Here is a 23307-nt window from a genome sequence, read left to right as displayed (position 1 = left end):
GACCCGCACCCGATGGCCAATCCGGGTTACGGGAAACGTTCAGCGCCCGCACAACTGTCCCGCACGGCACACAACTTCACCCACCTCCAGCCCCGCGAAGCGTCCATCGCCGCATACCTGGACCGCCTCCCCGACGGCGCGGACATCTCCGTAAAGACCCTGGCCAAGCACCTCCCCTACGGCCAGTGCGCTCTCCGTACCGCCCTCAACAGGCTCGAGGCGGCAGGCCACTTGCGCCGAGGCAGCGAACACGTGCGCGGATCCGGCAGCGCCCGCTGGGTCACGCGGACGTGGTTCTCCCGGACCGCGCGGGACAACGACTGGTGGGCGGCGTTCACGCGCGGCGACGTACCGCAGGACGAGCCGGACAGACCCCGGCACCCCACCCGCAGCCGCGCCTTCATCCTCCTCGCGGCTCTCGGCCGCACGGCCCCCTCCCTCTCCCTCGCGTACGCGGACTGCGTTGCCCTCGAACCCCAGGCCACCGAGTGGTTCACGCGCGGGGCGACGGAGCCGGACATCCTCCGCGCCCTCACCTCAGGGCTACCCACCCCGGTTCACAGCCCGGCAGCCCTCGTCCGCAGCCGCCTCAAGAACAAGCTCCCCCCGGAACCAGCACCCCGCCCCGTACTCCGCGTACTGGAGTGCGGGAGGTGCGGCGCACCCGGCCGCCCCGAAGCCCTGCCCGGCGGCGTATGCGGCCCGTGCCGGGGCGAACCCCGGCCCGCCCGTCATGCGGCGGTGCTCCTGGCACCCGAGGCCGTCCGCACCCACGCGGCGGCAGCCCGCGACGCAACCAACGCCGCACAAGAGAGAAGGCACCACCATGACTCCTGGCAGCGATGAGCGCCCACAGATGACCGTCGAGGACTTCGAGGAACTGGAACGCCGAGCACCCGAAACCGGCCTGCGCTCGCCTCGATGGACGTCATGCTGTGGCTCCAGATTCGTCGATGGGTTCGGTCAGTCCGGCCGCCGTCTGGGCGAGGGCTCCTTCGCGACATACTTCCCTCGCCTCAGCGCCCACCCCCTGACCGAGTCGAACACCGCCACGCCCCACCCGTAACCGCCACGCGCACCCTCGCCAAGGCCCGGCGGCGCTGACCCCCGTACGGCACACGTACCGAACAGGCGAATGCGGCCAGCGCCCCCCTGTCCGAAAGGGCCCCGCTCTCCTTCCGGCGGCCGACCGACGTACCGAAGATGACACCGCACGTCATCCCGCCATCGGAGCCGCACCACCGGAGGGGACCCTTCATGCCCGAGTTCAACGACACCGGACAGCCCGACGAGGAGCAGATCGCCGAGGCCTTCGGGATCGCCGCCCGCATCACCCTGGCGCCCGGTCCCAGGGAGATCTCGGAGGCCGCGCCCGCCCCCGACCAGGAGTGGGCGTTACCCGGCGGCAAGGCCTGGGTGTATCTCGCCGACGCCAAGCAGGGGCTCGCGAAGCCGGTGATCATCAGCGACGGCTTCAATACGGGGCCCAGTGACCTGGACTTCTCGTGGGAGGCCCTGGAGCGCGGCCCGTACCCGTTCATCAGCACGCTGCGCAAGCGCGGCTACGACGTCATCCTGCTCGGCTTCGACGAGCGCAGCGCCTCGATCCTCGACAACGCCAAGGCCGCCAAGTCGGCGATCCAGGAAGCGATCGCGCGGCGCGGCGGCAACCATCCGCTGACCGTCGGCGGCTTCAGCATGGGCGGTCTGGTCACGCGGTACGCGCTCGCCAAGATGGAGCACGACGGCGTCGACCACGAGACCGAGCTGTACTTCTCCTTCGACAGCCCGCACCGCGGCGCCTGGATCCCGATCGCGCTGCAGTCGTTCGCGCACTACATCCGCCGGCTCAACGCGGCCTTCTCGAACCAGATGAACAGCCCGGCCGCGCGCCAGCTCCTGTGGCAGCACATCTCCGAGTGGGGCGACACCCCCGAGACGGACAAGGAGCGCGTCGAGTTCCTCGCCGAGCTGGAGCGGGTCGGCGGCTGGCCGAGCAGGCCGAGGAAGATCGGCGTCGCCAACGGCGTGCGCAGCGGCGCGGGCAACGGCATCCCGGCGGGCGAGCAGGCGTTCCACGGCAGGGGCCTCGCCATCACCGGCACCCACCTCTACACGCAGTCCGAGGGCGAGGACCAACTCGTCGCGCAGCTGAGGGTGGTGACCCTGCGCAGGCCGCACATCCGCACCTCGGACCTGCCCGCGATCGACGGCGCGCCCGGCGGCACCCTGGAGGGCTTCGGCATCCTCGCCGACGAGCTCGACAAGATCCCCGCCATCATCGGTCTCGGCTCGGAGGCCGACATCCGCGAGCACTGCTTCGTGCCCGCCGTCAGCGCGGTCGCCCTGCGCGACATCGACACCCACGAGAAGCTGTACGACCCGTTCCCGGCGCAGTCCGAGGACAGCGACCTGGACGAGTACTACTGCGCCTCCCAGAACGAGGGCCACACCCTGGTCACCGAAGAACTCTGCACCTGGATCATGGACCGGCTCCCGGACTGATCTCCTCCTGGGAGCAGGCGGTGAGCGGGGCCTCGGTCACGCCGGTCGCCCGGCACAGGACGAGTACGACGTCGTCCGTGAGCGGGCGGCCGGTGTGCTCGATGGCCATGGCGTACAGGGCGTCGAGCGCATCGGAGTTCGAGGGCTCGGCCAGCGCCTCCGCCGCGCGCGGGAGCAGGGGGAACTCGACTCCGTCGCCGTCCCGGGCCTCGCTCAGGCCGTCGGTGTAGAAGAGGAGTCGCTCCCCCGGCTGGAGGTAGACCCGGTGCGGCACCGGTGTCGTACGCAGGCCCAACGGGAGCGCGGGCTGCGGGGGTTCGAGGAGTCTGACCTGCTTGCCCACCCGCAGGGGCGGCGGGTGGCCGCAGTTGACCAGGCGGACCTCGCCCGGCGCGAACTCGGCGATGACGGCGGTGACGAAGTCCTCGGGCCCCAGGTCGGGGGCGAGCCGGGCGTCAAGGGCCGTGGCCAGGTCGGCGAGGCAGGGGGTGAGATAGGCGAGGTCGCGGAATGCCTGCATCGCCGCGGCTGTGGTCCGCAGCGCCTCAAGGCCGTGGCCGCGTACGTCCCCGACGAAGAGCCGCGGTCCGTACGGGGTGTGGACGACGTCGTACACATCTCCGCACACCGAGGCCCCGCGCACCGGGCTGTGGTGCCGGGTGCAGACCTCGATCCCGCCGACCTCGGCCTCCAGAGGCCGCAGCAGCGCGCTCTGCGACGCGCACGCCACCTCCGTGACCCGGGTCAGCTCCGCCTCCCGCCGGGCATGCCGGGCCGCGTTGTGGACGGCCAGGATCCCGCCCGCCACCAGGACCGCGAACTCCAGGGCGAAACCAGGCGCCCCCAGCAGACGGCGCACGACGCCGGTCCCCGCCGCGAGCAGCACCGTCAGGGCGACCACCACCGCGGTACGCCGCGGGCTCGACCAGACACAGGCGAGGAGCGGGCCGATCAGCAGCACGGCGACCCCGGTCGGCCAGCCGCCGACGGACGTGCCGAGCACGGCGAGGAGGAAGCTCGTCCCCAGAGCCAGCATCAACAGGCTGCGCCATCTCCTCATGTCTGCCTCCCGGCCCCAACCTGCCGACGGGCATGGCCCGGCCCCACCCCCATGTTCACGCTCCGTGACGACTGACGGTCACTATGGCCCACCCGTGCCCTCTCCCAGAAGCAGTTGACCGGAGTCGTCGACAGATGACCGGGACTGACGCCGAAATGCGGCGATGCGAGCATCTCGTCGGCAGAAATGGGCATCTCAAGACATCCACGGACTCGGGAACGTGACGGAGAGCAGACTCGTGTGGCGGGAACGGCCGATGCGGGGCCGGGGCCGACGGGGCTTGAGCGGCCGGAGGCGGGGAGCCACCATGCGAAAAACCGGGCAGGACCGACAGGCGGGCAACCTACCGGCCGAGACAACGAGTTTCGTCGGACGCGGGGCGGAACTGCGGGCCGTCGCGAAAGCCGTGACCGACGCCCGTCTGGTGACGCTGACCGGCGTGGGCGGCGTGGGCAAGACCCGCCTGGCACAGCGCGCCGGAGCCGAACTGCGGGACGGCTTCCCCGACGGAGTATGGCTGGTCGGCCTCGCCCAGCTGAGCGAACCGGCCCTGATGCCACTCGCCCTGTACGAGGCCCTGCGCCTCGCCGATCAGAGCACCCGGCCCGCGATCGAGGTGGTGGCCGACTGGCTGGCCGACAAGAAGCTGCTCCTCATCCTGGACTGCTGCGAGCATCTGGCCGCCGCCTGCGCCGACTTCGTACGAACCCTGCTGGCCGTGGCCCCCGGAGTACACGTCCTAGCCACCAGCCGCCACCCCCTGGCCCTCCGCGGCGAGCAGGCGATCATCGTGCCCCCGCTGCCCGTCGACGACCTCGGCGCACAACCGTCCGACGCGGCCCTGCTGTTCATGGAACGCGCGGGTGTCACCGAGGAGCAGGGCTCGGCGGTCGCGGAGATCTGCGCGCATCTGGAGGGCATCCCCCTCGCCGTCGAACTGGCCGCCGCCCGCCTCTCCGAGATGGACCTGGACACACTCCGCACGCGCCTGCACGCCCGCTTCGAGACGCTCGCAGCGCCTTCCCTCTCCCCCGGCAGCCGGCCCGGCGAGAGCGACCCCCGGCACCAGACCCTGCGCACGGCCATCGGCTGGAGCCACGAACTGTGCACCCCGCACGAGCGACTTGCCTGGGCCCGCCTCTCCGTCTTCGCCGACGGCTTCGAGCAGGAGGCGGCCGAACTGGTCTGCGCCGTCGGCCCGCTCGGCAGCGGCCAGATCGGGGGGCTCCTTTCCGCGCTCGTGGACAAGTCGCTCCTGCGCTCGGTGGAGACCCAGCGCGGCCTGCGGTACTCGATGCTGGACACCGTCCGTGAGTACGGCGAGGAGTGGCTGCGAAAGCTCGGCGAGAAAGAGCAGCTGTCGCAGCGACACCGGGACTACTACCGCTGGCTGGCCCGCACGGGCGGCCGGAAGTGGGCAGGACCCGACCAGATCGCCTGGTACGAGCGTTGCACCGCGGAGCACGCCAACCTGCGCGCGGCCCTGGAGTGCTGCCTCACCGACCCGGACCCGCGCGACGGCCTCGAGATGGTCGGCAGTCTCTGGTTCTTCTGGCTCTGCTGCGGCTTCCAGCGCGAAGGCCGCCACTACCTGGACCGGGCCCTGGCCACGGCCCCGGGGCCGGTCCCGGGACCGGAACGCTTCTGGGCCCAGTGGACCTGCGGGGAAGTGGCCTTCATGCAGGGCGACCTCGAAGCCTCCATCGCGATGGCGAACGCCTGCACGCTGGTGGCGGACCGGATCGACGATCGGGCGGCGGTCGACGCCGCTCTCCACCTCGAAGGGGTCCAGCTGGGGCTGACCGACCGGCCGACGCAACTGATCGGCATTCTCGGGCGGACGGCCGATTCACCGGACTGCGGAGGCGGTTCTCCCGCCATCAAGCTCTTCGTGCTCTCCGCCGTGGCGTTCGCCCATGTCCATCTGGGCGAGTTCGACCTGGCCACCGCGAGCGCCGACACCCTGCGCGAGGAGTGCGAGCGGCACGGCGAGCAGTGGATGCGCAGTTTCGCCTTCTACCTGCTGTCCGGGGCGGCGCTCGGCAGCGGTGACCCGGCAGCGGCCGTCCGGCACGCCCGTGACGCCCTGCTGATCAAGTGGCGGCTCCACGACGTCTTCGGTGCCGCCCTGAGCATCGACGCGCTGACCTCGGCCATGGACGACCCCGAGCAGACCGGGCGGCTGCTCGGCATCTCCGACGTCCTGTGGCGCTCCGTCGGTGTCGCACAGATGGGAAACCCCTACTTCCTGGCCGCCCGCCAGGCCTGCGAGCGCCGGAGCCGCGACGCCATCGGCGACCCGGCGTACGAAGCCGCCTTCCGCAAGGGCCTTGAGAGCGGCATCGACGAGGGCATCGCCTACGCCCTGGCCCCCGGAGCGGGTCCTCACACAACGCCCGAGGGCGGTACCCCTTCCTGAGAAGGGATACCGCCCTCGGTACGTGAAGACTGGCCTACCGAGCCGAAGAGGCTCAGAAGTCCATGTCACCGCCCGGCATGCCGCCGCCGGCCGGGGCAGCGCCCGCCTTCTCCGGCTTGTCGGCGATGACGGCCTCGGTGGTGAGGAACAGCGCGGCGATCGACGCGGCGTTCTGCAGGGCAGAGCGCGTGACCTTCGCCGGGTCGAGGATGCCCTCGGCGATCATGTCGACGTACTCACCGGTCGCGGCGTTCAGGCCGTGGCCGACGGTCAGGTTGCGCACCTTCTCGACGACGACACCACCCTCGAGGCCGGCGTTGACCGCGATCTGCTTCAGCGGGGCCTCGAGGGCCAGCTTCACAGCGGCGGCACCGGTGGCCTCGTCGCCCTCGAGCTCAAGCTTCTCGAAGACAGCGGCGGCCTGGATGAGCGCCACGCCACCACCGGCGACGATGCCCTCTTCGACGGCGGCCTTCGCGTTGCGAACGGCGTCCTCGATGCGGTGCTTGCGCTCCTTGAGCTCCACCTCGGTCGCGGCACCGGCCTTGATGACCGCAACACCGCCAGCGAGCTTCGCCAGGCGCTCCTGCAGCTTCTCGCGGTCGTAGTCGCTGTCCGAGTTCTCGATCTCGGCGCGGATCTGGTTGACGCGACCCTGGACCTGGTCGCTCTCACCGGAGCCGTCGACGATCGTGGTCTCGTCCTTGGTGATGACGACCTTGCGGGCACGGCCGAGCAGGTCGAGACCGGCGTTCTCCAGCTTGAGGCCGACCTCCTCGGAGATGACGGTGCCACCGGTGAGGATGGCGATGTCGCCGAGCATGGCCTTGCGGCGGTCACCGAAGCCGGGCGCCTTGACGGCGACGGACTTGAAGGTGCCACGGATCTTGTTGACGACCAGGGTCGACAGGGCCTCGCCCTCGACGTCCTCGGCGATGATCAGCAGCGGCTTGCCGGACTGCATGACCTTCTCGAGGAGCGGAAGGAGGTCCTTCACGTTCGAGATCTTCGAGTTGACGATCAGGATGTACGGGTCGTCGAGCGACGACTCCATACGCTCCATGTCGGTCGCGAAGTACGCCGAGATGTAGCCCTTGTCGAAGCGCATGCCCTCGGTGAGCTCAAGCTCGAGCCCGAAGGTCTGCGACTCCTCGACGGTGATGACGCCTTCCTTGCCGACCTTGTCCATCGCCTCGGCGATGAGCTCGCCGATCTGGGTGTCGGCGGCGGAGATGGAGGCGGTCGAAGCGATCTGCTCCTTGGTCTCCACGTCCTTGGCCTGCTCGAGCAGGGCGCCCGAGACGGCCTCGACGGCCTTCTCGATGCCACGCTTGAGGGCCATCGGGTTGGCACCGGCGGCTACGTTGCGCAGGCCCTCGCGGACCAGCGCCTGCGCCAGGACGGTCGCGGTCGTCGTGCCGTCACCGGCGACGTCGTCCGTCTTCTTCGCGACCTCCTTGACCAGCTCGGCGCCGATCTTCTCGTACGGGTCCTCGAGCTCGATCTCCTTGGCGATGGAAACACCATCGTTGGTGATCGTGGGGGCACCCCACTTCTTCTCGAGGACGACGTTGCGACCCTTGGGGCCCAGGGTCACCTTGACGGCGTCGGCGAGCTGGTTCATGCCGCGCTCGAGGCCGCGCCGTGCCTCCTCGTCGAACGCGATGATCTTGGCCATGTGAAGTGGTCCTCCCGGACAGGGGTGGCATGCTCCGGATCGCATCGGTGCCCGCGACGGACGGCCTGCAAGCCTTGTGGTTCCTTGCCCCACCCGGCCTGCGAGCCTCACCGACCCGATCCAAGTTCTGTCACTCTCACTCGGAGAGTGCTAACGCCAATGATTAGCACTCGACCCCTACGAGTGCAAGCGTCTCTCACGGATCCCAGACACATGAGGGGGCGCGCGTCCGGGGGCGCAGGCGCTTTTGAGGGCGTACGTACGAGGGGCCCGTACCCCTGTCGGGATACGGGCCCCTCGTCACTCGCTAAGTCGCTGGCCGATCGCGCCGAGATCAGACGGCGAGCTTGACCATGTCCGCCTGCGGACCCTTCTGGCCCTGCGAGATCTCGAACTCCACTCGCTGACCTTCTTCAAGGGTGCGGTAACCGTCCATCTGAATCGCGCTGTAGTGGACGAAAACATCCGCACCACCGTCGACCGCGATGAAGCCGTACCCCTTCTCCGCGTTGAACCACTTGACGGTGCCCTGAGCCATGCCTAACTCCCCTATTACTGGCCCTTGCACGGACCCGCACTTCGCGGGCCCGGGTCAGACCTCACCCCCCAATGGGTTGTGGAGGCGTGCGCCGGAACGCGTCGACCGCCGCTGAATGTATCTGTCCAACTGCCCTCTGCAACAGGTCAATCGGACGAGAATTCTGGGCACGCACGATCGGTAATATGCGGAGAATTTGCCGGAGTTCAGGGCAAGTCGGGCCAGACAAATGCCGCAATAGGCTCAAATAGGCAAGGCGCTTTGGCTACTTCTTGTCGGCCCCGGGCCGACTTCGTATATGCACTCGGCACAAACAGCGAAGCTTGCTTCCCAACTGTACCGCGCTCAACCACATTGAATTGCCCCCTCCGCTTCTCTCGCGGAGGGGGCAATAGAGGTGACGCTGCGTGCTTTCAGGCGGATTCAGCAGCCGCCCGCGACGGCGGGAATGATCGAGACGCCGGCACCGTCCGGCGTCGCGGTCTCGAGGCCCTGCTCGAAGCGGACGTCGTCGTCGTTCACGTAGACGTTCACGAAGCGCCGCAGCTTGCCCTGATCGTCAAGGACACGGGCCGCGATACCGGCGTGCTTGGCCTCGAGATCGGCGATGACCTCGGAAAGATTCGCCCCCTCGGCGGCGACCTCGGACTTGCCGCCGGTGTAGGTGCGAAGAATGGTGGGGATACGGACGTTCACGCTCATGGATTCACCTCGGGGTATGCGGGCCCCTTCAGGGGCGCGGGGAACTGCGCGACCAGCCACGACGGTCCGCAGTCGGAAAGAAGGCTCAAGACCTACGGCGGTTAACCGGCGAGACCCGCGGCGCGGAACGCGTCGAGGCTGGGCTTGATCGTCGCGGTCGCCTGAGAGGTCTCGGCAACCGCGTCCAGGGTCTTGAGCCCGTCACCCGTGTTCAGGACCACCGTGGTCAGGGAGGGGTCGAGGAGACCGGCCTCGATCAGCTTCTTCGTGACGCCGACCGTCACACCGCCCGCGGTCTCCGCGAAGATGCCCTCGGTCCGCGCGAGCAGCTTGATCGCGTCCACGACCTGCTCGTCGTTCACGTCCTCCACCGCACCGCCCGTGCGACGCGCGATGTCCAGGACGTACGGCCCGTCGGCGGGGTTGCCGATGGCGAGGGACTTGGCGATGGTGTTCGGCTTCTGCGGGCGTACGACGTCGTGCCCGGCCTTGAAGGCGGTCGACACCGGCGAACAGCCCTCGGCCTGCGCACCGAAGATCTTGTACGGCTTGTCCTCGACGAGGCCCAGCTTGATGAGCTCCTTGAGGCCCTTGTCGATCTTCGTGAGCTGCGAGCCCGAGGCGATCGGGATGACCAGCTGGTCGGGCAGCTGCCAGCCGAGCTGCTCACAGATCTCGTACGCGAGGGTCTTGGAACCCTCGCCGTAGTACGGCCGCAGGTTCACGTTCACGAAGCCCCAGCCCTCGCCCAGCGGGTCGCCGATGAGCTCGGAGCAGAAGCGGTTCACGTCGTCGTAGTTGCCCTCGATACCGACGAGCTCGCCGCCGTAGACCGCGGCCATGACGACCTTGCCCTGCTCCAGGTCGTGCGGGATGAACACGCACGAGCGGAAACCGGCACGGGCCGCCGCTGCGCCCACGGCACCGGCGAGGTTGCCGGTGGAGGAGCAGGAGAGGGTGGTGAAACCGAAGGCGCGCGCCGCCTCGATGGCCTGCGCTACGACACGGTCCTTGAAGGAGTGCGTCGGGTTCCCGGAGTCGTCCTTGACGAACAGCTTGCCCTGCTCGACGCCCAGCTCACGGGCGAGGTTGTCGGCCTTGACGAGCTGGGTCCAGCCGGGGTTGATGTTCGGCTTCTCGGCGACGTCCGCGGGGACGGGCAGCAGGGGTGCGTAGCGCCAGATGTTGGCGGGGCCGGACTCGATCTGCTTCCGGAGCGCCTCGGGGTCGCCGGTCGGCAGGTCGTACGCCACTTCGAGCGGGCCGAAACAGGCCTGGCAGGCGAAGATCGGGCCGAGGGCGTACAGCTCGCCGCACTCGCGGCAGGAAAGGCCCGATGCGGGGCCGAGGTCCACAGAACCCGTGGTCGAGGGGGTGGTGTCGTTCGTTGCAACAGTCTGCGCAGCCATGGAGGCGAGGCCCTTTCTCCTCATCTTCCCCGCGACGAATCTCGTCGCGAGACGGAATTGGCACCTTCCCCGCCGAGACCTCGCATGCGCGGTCGGCGGGATGGTTGCCGGGGCTTCAACGGGCCGTATCCCTCTGCCCCTCTGGATGAGCGGTATGGCGCCGGGCTTCAGGGGCCCGGGGCGTTTGTTACGCGTCGACCCCCGACATGCGATGGTCATCCGCGTTGTTCAAGACTGTAACCGACGGCCTGGACCCTTGAGATAGTCGTCCGAACCGCGAGATGGGTCACATGTAGGCCACACACAGGAGGAGCCACCCGTGCTGGAAGAGGCCGAGCGCTGGCTGACCAGGCGTTCCTGGTCCGTTGCCGACCGTCCGCTCAGCGCGCTCGTCGCCGCCAAACGGGCGTCGGGAGCCTCGGTGAGCGTCGTCCTGCCCGCGCTCGACGAGGAGGAGACGGTCGGCGAGATCGTCGCCGAGATCCGCCGCGAGCTCATCGAGAAAACTGCCCTCGTCGACGAGCTCGTGGTGATCGACTCGGGCTCGCGGGACCGCACGGCCGAGGTCGCGCGCGATGCGGGTGCGCGGGTGGTGCACCGGGACGAGATCCTGCCGCGCATCCCGGCCGTGCCCGGCAAGGGCGAGGTCCTGTGGCGCTCACTCCTGGTGACCGGCGGTGACATCGTCGCGTTCGTCGACGCGGACCTGAAGGAGTTCTCGGCGGACTTCGTCACCGGGATCGTGGGCCCGCTCCTGACCGAGCCCGACGTGCACTTCGTGAAGGCGATGTACGACCGCCCGCTTGCCGGGACGGCGGGTCAGGGCGGCCGGGTCACCGAGCTGATGGCGCGCCCGCTTCTCAACATGCACTGGCCCCAACTGGCAGGATTCGTCCAGCCGTTGGGCGGCGAGTACGCGGCACGCAGGTCCCTCCTCGAGCGGCTGCCGTTCCCGGTCGGCTACGGGGTGGAGCTCGGCCTGCTCGTCGACGCGCTGCACACCGTGGGCCTCGACGCGCTCGCGCAGGTCGACGTCGGCGTGCGCAAGCACCGGCACCAGGACGGGCAGGCGCTCGGCAGGATGGCCGCCGCGATCTACCGGACGGCGCAGGTCAGGCTCGCGCTCGGTCACCACGTACGCCCCGAGCTCACCCAGTTCGAACGGGGCGAGCACGGGTTCGAACCGCGGACCCATTCGGTGGACACGGAGGAGCGTCCGCCGATGTCCGGGATCGCGGAGTACACGGCACGCCGCGTGGCGTAACCACCCAAGACCGGGCATTTTGTCTACATTCCCCACTTATGTGGGTCTTTATGCGGGTCAGACAGCTGCGGCTCAGACAGCTGCGGGTCAGACAGGTAATGGGAAGCGCGCGACGCGTCGGTGGCGTGGCCATGGCCACGGCCGGTCTCGCGGCAGGGGCACTGAGCGCCGCAGCCGTGGCACCGGCCGCCGCGGATGTGATCGAGCCCTTCGCCAAGCGCTACGACGAATCGCTCTACGGCGACTTCAAGACCATCGGCAACACGGTCATGGGCTGCCCGACGACGCCCGCGGACATGGCGGCGCGCTGCGCCACCGCCGCGGACGGCGAGGGCCGCGACAACAACAACACCTTCGTCATGCGGCGGATCAACACCGCGGGCATGGACCCCGACCACGGATCGAGCACCGGCCGGGTCGCGATCCCGCCCGGCGCGAAGGTCGCGTACGCGCGCCTCTTCTTCGGCGGCAACGACGGCACGTACAAGGGCCCGAGCGGCGCGCAGCTCAAGCGCTGCGACATCTCCGGGGCCGACGTGAATCCGTCCCCCGGCGACCCGCTCGACGCGGTGCCTTCCGTCAGCGTGGCCGGCGCCACCCCGTCGAAGGTGACCCCGGCGAACATGGTCGGGGACCCGGCGTCGGCCAACGGCCCGCACTACTACACCGGCGAGGCCGACGTCACGGGCCTCTTCAGCGGCATCACCGGCGACGGAACGCCCATGCCGGTCGCGGTCGGCGACATCTGGGCGCCCACCGGCAAGGGCTGCGTCGCGGGCTGGTCCCTGACCGTCGTCTACAAGTACGACGCCCCCGACGAGCAGTACGCGCCCGACCGCCGCAACGTCTACGTCTACGGCGGCCACGTCCTCCAGCGCTCCACCTCGCCCGCCACCAGCGTCAAGGTCGACGGCTTCTACCGCACGGACGGCAAGCCGCGCGCGAGCGTCACCGCGTACGAGGGCGACTGGAACACCCCCGGCGACCGTTTCGCGGTCGGCGGCCAGAACATCACCGAGTCGCACACGGGCAACACCAACAACTTCTTCATCAGCGAGGACGACGGCGCCCTCGACCCGAGGATGACCAACAACCTCTCCATCGACGCCAAGGAGTTCGACGTCACGGGCGGCAGCACACGCGCCACACCGGCCGCCGCCCCCGCCGCCGAGCCGATCCCGGTCGGCTCGACCTCCACGACGCTGAGCTTCTCCACGAAGGGCGACACCTACGTCCCCTCGGCCCTCGCGCTCTCCGTCCCGGTCCCGGATCTGGAGGTGACGAAGACGGCGAGCCCCAAGAAGGTGAAGCCTGGCGGCACCCTGACCTACACGGTCAAGGCGAAGAACATCAGCAAGCTGAACTACCCGAACGCCAAGTTCAGCGACGACCTGACGGACAACCTCGACGACGCGACGTACAACCACGACGCGAAGGCGACGACCGGCAAGGTCTCGTACACCAGACCGCGGATCAGCTGGACCGGCGACATCCCGGCAGGGCGCACCGCGACAGTGACGTACTCGGTCAAGGTCCACGACCCCGTCAACGGTGACGGCAACCTGCTCAACGACGTCGACGTCGAGTCCCCGCGCTCCAACTGCGACGCGGGCAGCACCGACCCGAGGTGCGGGGCGGCGCCGGTCATCGAGCGCAAGCAGCCGAAGCTCAAGGTCACCAACGCGCCCGCACGGCGGACCGCGCCGGTGTGCAGCAACGTCAAGAACACCATCACCCTCAAGAACCCATCGGGCAGCACCCGCACCGGGGCCACCGCTTCCTGGCAGGTGACGCCGGGCTCGAAGCCGGTCGCGAGCAGCGGGACGGTCACCAAGCAGGGTGCGAAGTACGTGTGGAAGGGCGACGTACGACCGCACGGCAAGGTCACTGTCACCCAGCGGGTCAAGGTGTCCTGCACGGCGGGCGCGATCCGGGTGATCACGGTGACGGCGCCCGGCAGCAACTGCCCCCGGTCCGTCCGGGGCGGCGACGACCCGTGCACCTCGGCGATCCTCGCCACGCGACAGCGGGTGCAGGCGCGGCCCGCCCCGCAGCAGGGCCCGCCCGTGGGAGCGGCGACGGCGAGCGGTCCGGGTGAAGGTCCGGGTGAACTGGCCGACACGGGCAGCGACTCCGGCACGATGCTGTACGCGGGCCTCGCGATCTCCCTGAGCGTGCTCGGCGCGCTCGCGGTGGCGGCGGCGAGGAGCAGGCGGGACTAGCCGGGCAGGCCTCGACGTAGGCCTTGACGCTGATCCCTGAACGTATACGGCCGGGCCCGCAAGGGTCCGGCCCTACGTTTGAGCCCTTCCGCTAAGGGCTAGGTTCGGCACATGGTCTCCGAGCACGCCGCCGCCCAGGTCCTCGTCGCGTCCAACCGCGGCCCCGTCACGTACTCCCTGGAGGAGAACGGAGAACTGATCGCCAAGCGGGGCGGCGGCGGACTCGTCTCCGGGCTCAGCGCGATCGGCGACTCCGGCGGGGACTCGCTGTGGGTCTGCGCGGCGCTGGGCGACGGCGACCGGGAGGCCGTGCGGCGCGGGGTCGGTGAGCCGGGCGTGCGGATGCTCGACATCGACGCGGGTTCGCACGAGGGGGTGCACGCCGACGCGTACAACGGGATCGCGAACTCGGTCCTCTGGTTCGTCCACCACATGCTGTACCAAACACCGCTCGAACCGGCCTTCGGCCCGGAGTTCCGGGCGCAGTGGGCGTCGTACGAGACCTACAACCGGGCCTTTGCCGAGGCGCTCGCGGAGAGCGCTGCGGGGGACGCGGCGGTCCTGATCCAGGACTACCACCTGGCGTTGGTGCCGGGGATGCTGCGCGAACTCCGCCCCGACCTGCGCATCGGCCACTTCTCCCACACTCCGTGGGCCCCTGTGGACTACTTCCGGATGCTGCCGGAGGACGTCGCGGAACAGTTGCTTCGCGGCATCCTGGGCGCCGACCGCGCGGCGTTCCTGACGGGCCGGTGGGCGGACGCGTTCACGGAGTGCTGCGTCGCCGTCATCGGCGGTACGTCGGGGACGCGGATCGGGGTGCACGGCCTTGGGGCCGACGCGGATTTCCTGCGGGAGCGGTCGCGGCGGGATGACGTGGAGGAGCGGATGGCGGCGCTGCGGGAGCAGGTGGGTGGCGGCGGCGACCGGAAGACGATCGTCCGGGTGGACCGGACGGAACTGTCGAAGAACATCGTGCGGGGGTTGCTGGCGTACCGAGAGCTTCTTGCCTCCCGCCCCGAGTGGCGGGAGAGGGTCGTGCACGTGGCCTTCGCCTACCCGTCGCGGCAGGACCTGGCGGTGTACCGCGAGTACACGGCGTCCGTGCAGAGGCTCGCGGACGAGATCAACTCCGAGTACGGGGTCGAGGGCTGGACGCCGGTCGTACTCCACGTGAAGGACGACTTCGCCCGCTCACTGGCTGCGTACCGTCTGGCCGACGTGGCGCTTGTGAACCCCATCCGGGACGGAATGAACCTGGTGGCCAAGGAGGTGCCGGTCGTTTCGGATGAGGGGTGCGTGCTGGTGCTTTCGCGGGAGGCGGGGGCGTATGAGGAGTTGGGGGAGGATTCTCTCGTCGTGAACCCGTATGACGTGAGCGGGACGGCTGCGGCGCTGCACGAGGCGCTGACCATGCCGGTCGAGGAGCGCGCGGAGCGTACGAAACGCCTGGCTGCGGCGGCAACGGCTCTTCCCCCGTCCCAGTGGTTCCTGGACCAGCTGCGGGCACTGCAGAACTGATTCATCCCCAACCCCGCCCCTTCCCGAGAACCCGCTCGGCGCGGGGGCCCTGTGCCTTGCTGGTTGCCGTCATCACCGGCTTCGCCGAGTTCGTCCTCAATCGCCGGACGGGCTGAAAGATTTCAGCCCGTCCGGCGATTGAGGACATCTTGTCCGGGGTCTGGGGCGGAGCCCCAGGTAGGCCCGGGGCGCAGGCACGGTCTTCGGGAAGGGGCGGGGTTGGGGACAAAGCCTTGCCTGTCAGCCCAGTTGGGTGGCGATCCCCGAGAGCAGGGCCACCACGCCCCCCGGCCCGTCCACCACCAGGTCCGCCCGATCCGCGAGCTCCGCGACCTCCGCGCTGCCGCTGCACACCAGCAAGCCCCGCACCTGGTCCGAGCGCAGCTTCTCCACCGCTGCGAAAGCGGGGAGGTCGCCCAAGTCGTCGCCCGCGTAGAGGACGGTCTCGGCGCCGACTTCGCGGACGTACTCGGCGAGGGCCACACCCTTGTCCATGCCGGGCGGGCGCAACTCAAGGACCAGGCGGCCCGGTTCGACGATCAGGCCGTGGCGGGACGCCAGTTCACCGAGGGGCTCGCGCAGCTCTTCGAACGCCGCCTGCGGGTCACGCGCACGACGCGTGTGGACTGCCACCGCACGCCCCTTTTCCTCTATCCACGTGCCGCGCCACGCGCCGATCCGGTCAAGGAACCCGGGCAGCTCGGCCCGCACGGACGCCACCCCGGGGTGAGGTTCAGCCGCATGCACCGTGGAGGAGACCGCGTCCCAGCGCTCGGCACCGTAGTGCCCGAGCACGACGAGGTGTTCGAGGCCGGGAACGCCCGCGAGACCGCCGTAGCGCACCGCCACGCCCGCGGGGCGCCCGGTGACGACGGCGACGGACCGCACCTTCGGTGCGAGCGCGGCGAGGGCGGGGACGGCGTCGGGATGGGCGCGGGCCTGCTCGGGGTCGGGCACGATCGGGGCGAGCGTGCCGTCGAAGTCGAGCGCGATCACGGCCTTCCCGGGCCGCGCGAGAAGCGCGGCGAGGCCCTCACGCCCTGCCGGGGTCACAGGCTCGGGCAGCTCGGGAGAGTACACAGGGTCACCCATAGGCCCGACCCTACGCTCTGCCTCTGTCTCTGCCTCTACCCTCAACGCTCCCCGCGCCGGGACTCCCTGACCCGCCGGAGCCGGTTGACGGTCACCGGATCGTGCGCGAGGGCGCGGGGATCGTCGAGCAGGGCGTTGAGGAGCTGGTAGTAGCGGACCGGCACCAGGCCGAGCTGCTCGCGCACGGCACGCTCCTTGGCGCCGGGACCGCTCGCCCAGTCACGGCGCTCCAGGGCGAGGATCGCGCGGTCACGTTCAGAGAGGCCCGTGGCATCGGTCATGCCGTCACGCTATTCCGAGTTCTCCTCGGTCGCCGCCTTGGTCTGGATCTGACTGAGGATCGACTGCGGATTGCCGTCCGGGTCGACCGCCCTGCCGATGTACTTCTTGACCTCGACGGAGACCTGCGCCCAGGACGTCTTGCCCACGGGGTACAGCTCCGACGTGGGCAGCTCGTCGAGGAACTCGGCGAGCGCCTTGTCGTTCTTGTTGCCCGTCATCTCCTGGGCGGCGGAGGTCGTGACGGGCAGCAGGTCGTACTCGCGGGAGAAGTCCAGGACGTTCTTCGTGCTGTAGGCGAAGTCGAGGAACTTACCGATCTCCGAGCCGTTGCCGTGCTGCTTGAAGGCCATCATCCAGTCGGCGACGCCCATCGTGGCCCGAGCGTGGCCGTTCACGCCGGGCATCGGCACCATGCCGTACTTCACGCCCTTCTTGGCGGCCATCTGCATCAGCGTGGGATGGCCGTTGAGCATGCCCACGTCGCCGCGCGTGAAGGCGGCGAAGGCCTCGGCGCGGTCGAGCTTGGCGGGGGGCGTGTCGCCCGTCAGGCCCTTGCCGACGAGCTCGTCCTTCAGCCAGGTGAAGGTCTTCACGTTCTGCTTGGAGTCGATGTCGTACGTGCCGACGTTGTCGGTGTAGCCGCCGCCACCGCTGAGCAGCCACTGCAACGTCTCGGCCTGCGCCTCTTCCGAGCCGAGCGGCAGGGCGTAGGGGATCTTCACCCCGCGCGCCTTGAGCACCTTGGCGTCGGCCGCGAGGTCGGTCCAGCTCTGCGGAGGCGTGAGGTCGGCGTCCTTGAAGATCTTCTCGTTGTAGAAGAGCAGGCGCGTGGAGGAGGCGAACGGCATGCCGTACTGGACGCGCTTGACCTCGCCCGCCTCGGCGAGGGGGGCCATGAAGTCGGCCTGGGTGGCGATGGAGACCAGGTCCTCGGTGCGGTACAGCTTGTCCTGCGCGGCGTAGTCGGCGTACGCGCCGATCTGGGCCATGTCGGGTGCGTCGCCCGCCTTGACCATTTCCTTGACCTTGCGGTCCACGTCGGTCCAGGAGTAGACGCTGACGTCGATCTTGATGCCGGGGTTCTTCGCCTCGAACTTCTCGGCGATCTTGTCCCAGTACTTCTGGGAGCTGTTGTCCTTGGAGTCGCCGTAGTCGGCGGCCACCAACTTGAGGGTGACGTCGCCGGAGTCGCCCGGACCGCCACAGCCGGCGAGCACCGCCGCCATGCCCAGTGCGGCTACCGCCGCGGTCACTCCTGTCGCGCGCCGCTGCACAGCTGTTCCCACCCTCGAAGATCTTCGTGAACTGCGATTTTCCCCCGCGTACGCACACGAGGTCTACACCACTCAAGTATCGCTTGTGCAACGGCGTGCTCCTCACGTCCCACCATTGCCGAGGGGGCCGACCCGCTGCTAAGCACGTCACGTTCCATCGAGTGACGACCGCGTATCGATGAGCACGTCGTGAAGTCCCGCACTGGCAAGGAGTCTTGGCGCATGTCGCGTACCGCAACAGAGATCGCAACCCAGCCCGCCTGCTGGCACCGGGCGGCCGAGGCCGCCTCCGCCTTCGACGGACTGCCGAAGCCGGGCGAGCGGGTGGCCGTCACCGGGTGCGGTACGTCGTGGTTCATGGCCATCGCGTACGCGGCACTGCGCGAGGCCGCCGGGCAGGGCGAGACGGACGCCTTCGCCTCCTCGGAGTTCCCCGCCGGGCGGACGTACGACCGGGTGGTCGCCATTACCCGCTCCGGTACGACTACGGAGGTCCTCGAGCTCCTCGGCGAGCTCAAGGGTGTCGTCCCGACCACCGCCCTCACCGCCGATCCGAAGACTCCGGTCATGGACGCGGCCGACTCGGTGGCCGTCCTGGACTGGGCGGACGAGGAGTCGGTCGTCCAGACCCGCTTCGCCACGACCGCGCTCGCCTTCCTGCGGGCCGGGCTCGGTGACATCCCCGGCGTGAAATCGATCGCCGACGCCGCGGTCGACGCGGAGCTCGCGGTGACGGAGCCGTTGCCCGCCGCGGTTCTGGCGGCCGAGCAGTGGACGTTCCTGGGGCGGGGCTGGACGTACGGTCTCGCCCTCGAAGCCGCGCTGAAGATGCGGGAGGCGGCGGGGGCCTGGACGGAGTCGTACCCGGCGATGGAGTACCGCCACGGGCCGATCGCCATCACCGGGCCCGGCCGTGTGGCCTGGATGTTCGGCGTACTGCCGGAGGGTCTTGCCGGGGACGTCGCCCGGGTGGGCGGGGAACTCGTCGCCCGCGAGGAGGCCGATCCCCTGGCCGATCTGATCCGGGCGCAGCGGCTCGCCGTCGCTCTGGCGGAGTCCCGGGGCTTCGACCCCGACCGGCCCCGGAACCTGACGCGGAGCGTCATTCTGGGCTAGTTCGCGCCCCTGCGGCGGGTGGGCGGGTGATCCCGCCCACCCGATGCCCACCCGATTGCCCCGCACCGATTAACCGGAATGGACTAGACCTCTCGCACGTCACGCGCGAGACTGTCCCCCGTGAGACATGTCATCGCCCTCGATGTGGGCGGCACCGGAATGAAGGCCGCCCTGGTCGGGGCGGACGGCGCGCTCCTCTACGAGGCGCGGCGGCCCACCGGCCGGGAGCGCGGCGCCGACGCCGTGGTCGAGTCCATCCTCGACTTCGCCGCCGACCTCCGCGCCCACGGGATCAAGGAGTTCGGGGAACCCGCGGCGGCGGCTGGGGTCGCCGTCCCCGGGATCGTCGACACCGAGCGCGGCATCGCGGTCTACGCCGCGAACCTCGGCTGGCGCGACGTCCCCATGCGCGAGCTCCTGAGCCGGCGGCTGGAAGGCGTCCCCGTGACCCTGGGCCACGACGTCCGCACCGGCGGCCTCGCCGAGGGGCGGATCGGCGCGGGCAAGGGCGCCGACCGGTTCCTCTTCGTGCCGCTCGGTACGGGGATCGCCGGGGCCATCGGGATCGACGGCGGCATCGAGCCCGGCGCGCACGGCTCGGCGGGCGAGATCGGGCACATCATCGTGCGCCCCGGCGGTCCGCTCTGCGGCTGCGGCCAGCGCGGCTGCCTGGAGCGGCTCGCCTCCGCGTCCGCGGTGAGCGAGGCCTGGGCGGCGGCGAGCGGTGACCCCGAAGCGGACGCGGCGGACTGCGCGAAGGCCGTGGAGTCGGGCGACCCGCGGGCCCAGGAGGTCTGGCAGAACGCCGTCGACGCGCTCGCCGACGGCCTCATCACCGCCCTCACCCTCCTGGACCCGCACACTCTGATCATCGGTGGCGGTCTCGCCGAGGCCGGGGAAACCTTGTTCACACCCCTGCGGGCGGCCATGACGGAACGCATCGTGACGTTCCAGTCCCAGCCCCTCATCGTCCCCGCCGCCCTCGGGGACACCGCGGGATGCCTGGGCGCGGGCCTGCTCGCCTGGGACCTCATCGGCACCCCTGACGACCCCACCGACTCCACCGCGTCCACCAACTCCACCGCATCCACCGACTCCACGGAGGTAACCGCCTGATGGCCACTAGCAAGGTGCTCGCCGGTGCTCAGGTGGTCCTGCCCACCGGGACCATTTCCAACGGCCGTGTGATCGTCGACGGCGCGCGCATCGCCGGGAGCGCTCCCAACGATGCCGAAGTCGTCGACCTGGATCCCGGTCACTGGGTGGTCCCGGGCTTCGTCGACATCCACAACCACGGCGGCGGCGGCGCGTCCTTCACCTCCGGCACCGTCGACGACGTGCTCAAAGGCGTCCACACGCACCGCCTGCACGGCACCACGACCGTCGTCGCCTCGACCGTCACCGGCGAGATGGACTTCCTCGCCCAGCGGGCCGGCATGCTCAGCGAGCTGGCCGAGCAGGGCGACATCGCGGGCATCCACTTCGAGGGGCCGTTCATCTCGCCGTGCCGCAAGGGCGCGCACAGCGAGGTGCTCCTGCGCGACCCCGACCCCGCCGAGGTCCGCAAGCTGATCGACGCGGCACGCGGCCGGGCCAAGATGCTCACGCTCGCCACCGAGCTGCCGGGCGGCATCGACTCCGTACGTCTCCTCGCCGAACACGGCGTCATCGCGGCCATCGGCCACACGGACGCGACGTACGAACAGACGCAGGAGGCCATCGACGCGGGCGCCACCGTCGCGACGCACCTCTACAACGCGATGCCGACCCTCGGGCACCGCGCGCCGGGTCCGATCGCCGCGCTCCTGGAGGACGAGCGGATCACGGTCGAGCTGATCAACGACGGCACGCATCTGCACCCCGCGTCGTTCGAGCTCGCCTTCCACCACGCGGGCGCCGCCCGTACCGCGCTCATCACGGACGCGATGGACGCGGCGGGCTTCGGTGACGGCCGGTACATGCTCGGCCCGCTGGAGGTCGAGGTGCTCGACAGCGTCGCGCGGCTCGTCGAGGGCGGCTCGATCGCGGGCTCGACCCTCACCCTGGACCGTGCGTTCAAACGCTCGGCGACCGTCGACGGCCTCCCGGTCGACGACGTCGTACGGGCCATCTCCGTGAACCCGGCCAAACTCCTGGGGATGTACGACGAGATCGGCTCGCTCGAACCGGGCAAGGACGCCGATCTGGTGGTCCTGGACGCGGAGTTCGACCTGGTGGGCGTCATGCGCAAGGGCGAGTGGGTAGTTGCCCCGCAGTGACGTTGAATTGGCAACGAACAGGGAGCGGTTGGTCCTGACCTCTGGGCCAACCGCCTTCTATTTGGCATGATCAGCCCGAAAGAAGACGGCAGCAGCAGACAACCGGGGTGAGCGACGAGTGATTCTCACAGTCACGCTGAACGCCGCCCTGGACATCACCTACCGGGTCCCCGCCCTCACCCCGCACGCCTCACACCGCGTCACCGAGGTCACCGAACGCCCCGGCGGCAAGGGCCTGAACGTCGCCCGCGTCCTCGCGGCCGTCGGCCACGACGTGACGGTGACCGGCTTCGCCGGGGGCGACACGGGCCGCACCCTGCACGAGCGCCTCAAGCACGAGCCCCGCGTCACGGACGCGCTGGTGCCCGTCGACGGCGCGACGCGCCGCACGCTCGCCGTCGTCGACGCGGCGACCGGCGACACCACGCAGCTGAACGAACCGGGCCCGACGGTCTCGCCCGCGGAGTGGTCCGCGTTCCGGGAGTCGTACGAGGAGTTGCTGCGCGAGGGCGCGGCAGCGGTCGCGCTCTGCGGAAGCCTGCCGCCGGGGGTCCCGGTGAACGCCTACGCGGCCCTCGTACGGGCCGCGCGCGCCGCCAAGGTCCCCGTGCTCCTGGACACCAGCGGGGAGGCGCTGCGCCGCGGTCTCGCCGCCCGCCCCGACATCATCAAGCCGAACGCCGACGAACTGGCGGAGCTGACCGGCTCCCACGAGCCCGACCAGGCGATCCGCGACGCCCGCCGCAGGGGCGCGCACGCGGTGGTGGCTTCCCTGGGCGCCAAGGGCCTGCGTGCCGTCACGCCGGAGGGCACCTGGCAGGCGGCTCCGCCCGCCATGGTGCGCGGCAACCCGACGGGCGCCGGTGACTCGGCGGTCGCGGGCCTGCTCTCGGGCCTGGTGGAGGAACTCGCGTGGCCCGAGCGCCTCGCACGGGCCGTGGCCCTGTCAGCGGCGACAGTGGCGGCCCCCGTGGCGGGCGAGTTCGTGCCCGCGACGTACGAAGACCTGCTCACGCGGGTCGCGGTGACCGGGGAGGTCAACGCGGCGTGACGTCACGCGTCACCGCGTGAGCGACGCACAACGGGCCCAGGCGGCCCGAGAATTGGGGATTCATCATGCCACTCGTATCCACCGGCGACCTGGTGGCCGACGCGCGCGCGGCGGGGCGCGGTGTCGCCGCGTTCAACGTGATCACGCTGGAGCACGCGGAGGCGATCGCCGCGGGCGCGGAGCAGGCGGGCTCCCCCGCGATCCTCCAGATCTCCGAGAACGCCGTGAAGTTCCACGGCGGCAACCTCTCCGCCATCGCGGCGGCAGCGGCGGCGGTGGCGCGTTCCTCGTCCGCCCCGCTCTCCCTGCACCTGGACCACGTCATGGACGTGGACCTCATGCGGGCCGCGCACCCCGAGGGCTTCAGCTCGGTGATGTTCGACGCGTCGAAGATGACGTACGACGAGAACGTCAAGGCGACCGCGGACGCGGTGCGTTGGGGCCACGAGCGCGGCATCTGGATCGAGGCCGAGCTCGGAAAGGTGGGCGGCAAGGAGGGTGAGGCCCCGCTTGACGCGCACGCGCCCGGGGTGCGGACTGATCCGGCGGAGGCGGCGGCTTACGTGGCCGACACGGGCGTGGACGCGCTCGCGGTGGCGGTCGGCTCCTCCCACGCGATGACGTCACGCACGGCGACCCTGGACCACGAGTTGATCGCGTCCCTGACGAAGGCCGTCCCCGTACCGCTGGTGCTGCACGGCTCAAGCGGCGTGCCCGACGCGGAGATCCGGGCGGCGGTGGCATCGGGCATGGTGAAGATCAACGTCGGCACGGCGCTCAACACGGCGTTCACGGGGGCGGTGCGGGAGTACCTCGGCGCCCATGAGACGGGCGTCGACCCCCGGAAATACCTCGCCCCGGCTCGCGAGGCGATGGCCGGGACGGTGGCGGGGTTCCTGGGGTTGCTGAAGTAACC

Annotated in this window: 19 protein-coding genes and 1 riboswitch; of the genes, 11 read left to right on the top strand and 8 right to left on the bottom strand. The window is 70.1% G+C overall.

The genetic code is table 11. The features are described 5' to 3' along the window. Positions 1–12 precede the first annotated feature (12 nt). Positions 13–846, top strand: coding sequence for a hypothetical protein (locus tag ACWFRJ_RS41995; RefSeq protein ID WP_453543897.1), 834 nt, complete (start codon positions 13–15; stop codon positions 844–846). Positions 847–1257: 411 nt separating this feature from the next. After that, complete coding sequence (locus ACWFRJ_RS41990) at positions 1258–2505, top strand: esterase/lipase family protein (protein WP_453543895.1); 1248 nt, start codon at positions 1258–1260, stop codon at positions 2503–2505. On the opposite strand, the gene ACWFRJ_RS41985 is transcribed toward ACWFRJ_RS41990, so the two are convergent. Continuing rightward, positions 2483–3565, bottom strand: coding sequence for a PP2C family protein-serine/threonine phosphatase (locus ACWFRJ_RS41985; protein WP_453543893.1), 1083 nt, complete (start codon positions 3563–3565; stop codon positions 2483–2485). The two genes, ACWFRJ_RS41990 and ACWFRJ_RS41985, sit on opposite strands and share 23 nt — an antisense overlap. 307 nt (positions 3566–3872) lie before the next feature. Here ACWFRJ_RS41985 and ACWFRJ_RS41980 point away from each other — a divergent pair, with 307 nt between their 5' ends. After that, positions 3873–5984: an ATP-binding protein gene (locus ACWFRJ_RS41980; RefSeq protein WP_453543891.1), complete on the top strand. Its 2112-nt coding sequence runs from the start codon at positions 3873–3875 to the stop codon at positions 5982–5984. A gap of 52 nt (positions 5985–6036) precedes the next feature. Here the strand turns inward: ACWFRJ_RS41980 and groL are convergent, their stop codons facing one another. From groL to thrC, 4 genes are all read right to left on the bottom strand, one after another. Beyond that, positions 6037–7662: a chaperonin GroEL gene (groL, locus tag ACWFRJ_RS41975; protein ID WP_453543889.1), complete on the bottom strand. Its 1626-nt coding sequence runs from the start codon at positions 7660–7662 to the stop codon at positions 6037–6039. Positions 7663–7996: 334 nt separating this feature from the next. Beyond that, the gene (locus ACWFRJ_RS41970) at positions 7997–8200 is read right to left on the bottom strand and encodes a cold-shock protein (protein ID WP_005315736.1); all 204 of its coding nucleotides are present in this window, start codon (positions 8198–8200) and stop codon (positions 7997–7999) included. Between the two features lie 423 nt (positions 8201–8623). Continuing rightward, positions 8624–8902, bottom strand: a complete 279-nt coding sequence (locus ACWFRJ_RS41965; RefSeq protein ID WP_383269896.1) for a MoaD/ThiS family protein — start codon at positions 8900–8902, stop codon at positions 8624–8626. 101 nt (positions 8903–9003) lie between these two features. Next, positions 9004–10311 (bottom strand): threonine synthase, encoded by a 1308-nt coding sequence (gene thrC, locus ACWFRJ_RS41960; RefSeq protein ID WP_453543887.1) that lies wholly within the window; start codon positions 10309–10311, stop codon positions 9004–9006. A gap of 17 nt (positions 10312–10328) precedes the next feature. Then, positions 10329–10463, bottom strand: a riboswitch (SAM riboswitch). A 167-nt stretch (positions 10464–10630) separates the two neighbouring features. Between thrC and ACWFRJ_RS41955 the strand changes: the two genes are divergently transcribed. The 3 genes from ACWFRJ_RS41955 to ACWFRJ_RS41945 all read left to right on the top strand — a co-directional run bounded on the left by ACWFRJ_RS41955 (position 10631) and on the right by ACWFRJ_RS41945 (position 15318). After that, complete coding sequence (locus tag ACWFRJ_RS41955; RefSeq protein WP_453543885.1) at positions 10631–11575, top strand: glucosyl-3-phosphoglycerate synthase; 945 nt, start codon at positions 10631–10633, stop codon at positions 11573–11575. 131 nt (positions 11576–11706) lie between these two features. After that, positions 11707–13797 carry a DUF7927 domain-containing protein gene (locus ACWFRJ_RS41950; RefSeq protein ID WP_453543883.1) on the top strand — a complete coding sequence of 697 codons (2091 nt, stop codon included), beginning with the start codon at positions 11707–11709 and terminating at the stop codon, positions 13795–13797. Between the two features lie 111 nt (positions 13798–13908). Beyond that, on the top strand, positions 13909–15318 hold the full coding sequence (locus ACWFRJ_RS41945) for an alpha,alpha-trehalose-phosphate synthase (UDP-forming) (protein WP_453543881.1): 1410 nt from the start codon (positions 13909–13911) through the stop codon (positions 15316–15318). Positions 15319–15558: 240 nt separating this feature from the next. On the opposite strand, the gene otsB is transcribed toward ACWFRJ_RS41945, so the two are convergent. From otsB to ACWFRJ_RS41930, 3 genes are read right to left on the bottom strand one after another with little or no spacing between them, the layout of a single operon-like run. After that, positions 15559–16410 (bottom strand): trehalose-phosphatase, encoded by an 852-nt coding sequence (gene otsB, locus ACWFRJ_RS41940; protein ID WP_453543879.1) that lies wholly within the window; start codon positions 16408–16410, stop codon positions 15559–15561. 41 nt (positions 16411–16451) lie between these two features. Next, on the bottom strand, positions 16452–16691 hold the full coding sequence (locus ACWFRJ_RS41935; RefSeq protein WP_453543877.1) for a DUF3263 domain-containing protein: 240 nt from the start codon (positions 16689–16691) through the stop codon (positions 16452–16454). Positions 16692–16700: 9 nt separating this feature from the next. Continuing rightward, positions 16701–17966 carry an ABC transporter substrate-binding protein gene (locus ACWFRJ_RS41930; RefSeq protein WP_453544017.1) on the bottom strand — a complete coding sequence of 422 codons (1266 nt, stop codon included), beginning with the start codon at positions 17964–17966 and terminating at the stop codon, positions 16701–16703. Positions 17967–18188: 222 nt separating this feature from the next. Between ACWFRJ_RS41930 and ACWFRJ_RS41925 the strand changes: the two genes are divergently transcribed. From ACWFRJ_RS41925 to ACWFRJ_RS41905, 5 genes are all read left to right on the top strand, one after another. Continuing rightward, complete coding sequence (locus ACWFRJ_RS41925) at positions 18189–19082, top strand: SIS domain-containing protein (RefSeq protein WP_453543875.1); 894 nt, start codon at positions 18189–18191, stop codon at positions 19080–19082. Positions 19083–19202: 120 nt separating this feature from the next. Further along, complete coding sequence (locus tag ACWFRJ_RS41920) at positions 19203–20198, top strand: ROK family protein (protein ID WP_453543873.1); 996 nt, start codon at positions 19203–19205, stop codon at positions 20196–20198. Next, entirely contained in the window at positions 20198–21340 is a 1143-nt protein-coding gene (gene nagA / locus ACWFRJ_RS41915; protein ID WP_453543871.1) for an N-acetylglucosamine-6-phosphate deacetylase, read from the top strand. The genes ACWFRJ_RS41920 and nagA overlap by 1 nt, the downstream gene beginning before the upstream one ends. Positions 21341–21458: 118 nt before the next feature. After that, entirely contained in the window at positions 21459–22391 is a 933-nt protein-coding gene (locus tag ACWFRJ_RS41910) for a 1-phosphofructokinase family hexose kinase (protein WP_453543869.1), read from the top strand. A 65-nt stretch (positions 22392–22456) separates the two neighbouring features. Further along, complete coding sequence (locus ACWFRJ_RS41905) at positions 22457–23305, top strand: class II fructose-bisphosphate aldolase (protein ID WP_453543867.1); 849 nt, start codon at positions 22457–22459, stop codon at positions 23303–23305. Positions 23306–23307 lie beyond the last annotated feature (2 nt).

It is taken from the genome of Streptomyces sp. NPDC055239 (assembly GCF_053606205.1).
The sequence above is the reverse complement of the archived record's forward strand: the minus strand, read 5'-3'. Positions and strand labels throughout refer to the sequence as shown.

Coding starts and splice junctions, on each gene's coding strand:
- ACWFRJ_RS41995 (WP_453543897.1), top strand. CDS start 13: ATGGCCAATCCGGGTTACGGGAAACGTTCAGCGCCCGCACAACTGTCC.
- ACWFRJ_RS41990 (WP_453543895.1), top strand. CDS start 1,258: ATGCCCGAGTTCAACGACACCGGACAGCCCGACGAGGAGCAGATCGCC.
- ACWFRJ_RS41985 (WP_453543893.1), bottom strand. CDS start 3,565: ATGAGGAGATGGCGCAGCCTGTTGATGCTGGCTCTGGGGACGAGCTTC.
- ACWFRJ_RS41980 (WP_453543891.1), top strand. CDS start 3,873: ATGCGAAAAACCGGGCAGGACCGACAGGCGGGCAACCTACCGGCCGAG.
- groL (WP_453543889.1), bottom strand. CDS start 7,662: ATGGCCAAGATCATCGCGTTCGACGAGGAGGCACGGCGCGGCCTCGAG.
- ACWFRJ_RS41970 (WP_005315736.1), bottom strand. CDS start 8,200: ATGGCTCAGGGCACCGTCAAGTGGTTCAACGCGGAGAAGGGGTACGGC.
- ACWFRJ_RS41965 (WP_383269896.1), bottom strand. CDS start 8,902: ATGAGCGTGAACGTCCGTATCCCCACCATTCTTCGCACCTACACCGGC.
- thrC (WP_453543887.1), bottom strand. CDS start 10,311: ATGGCTGCGCAGACTGTTGCAACGAACGACACCACCCCCTCGACCACG.
- ACWFRJ_RS41950 (WP_453543883.1), top strand. CDS start 11,707: ATGGCCACGGCCGGTCTCGCGGCAGGGGCACTGAGCGCCGCAGCCGTG.
- ACWFRJ_RS41945 (WP_453543881.1), top strand. CDS start 13,909: ATGGTCTCCGAGCACGCCGCCGCCCAGGTCCTCGTCGCGTCCAACCGC.
- otsB (WP_453543879.1), bottom strand. CDS start 16,410: ATGGGTGACCCTGTGTACTCTCCCGAGCTGCCCGAGCCTGTGACCCCG.
- ACWFRJ_RS41935 (WP_453543877.1), bottom strand. CDS start 16,691: ATGACCGATGCCACGGGCCTCTCTGAACGTGACCGCGCGATCCTCGCC.
- ACWFRJ_RS41925 (WP_453543875.1), top strand. CDS start 18,189: ATGTCGCGTACCGCAACAGAGATCGCAACCCAGCCCGCCTGCTGGCAC.
- nagA (WP_453543871.1), top strand. CDS start 20,198: ATGGCCACTAGCAAGGTGCTCGCCGGTGCTCAGGTGGTCCTGCCCACC.
- ACWFRJ_RS41905 (WP_453543867.1), top strand. CDS start 22,457: ATGCCACTCGTATCCACCGGCGACCTGGTGGCCGACGCGCGCGCGGCG.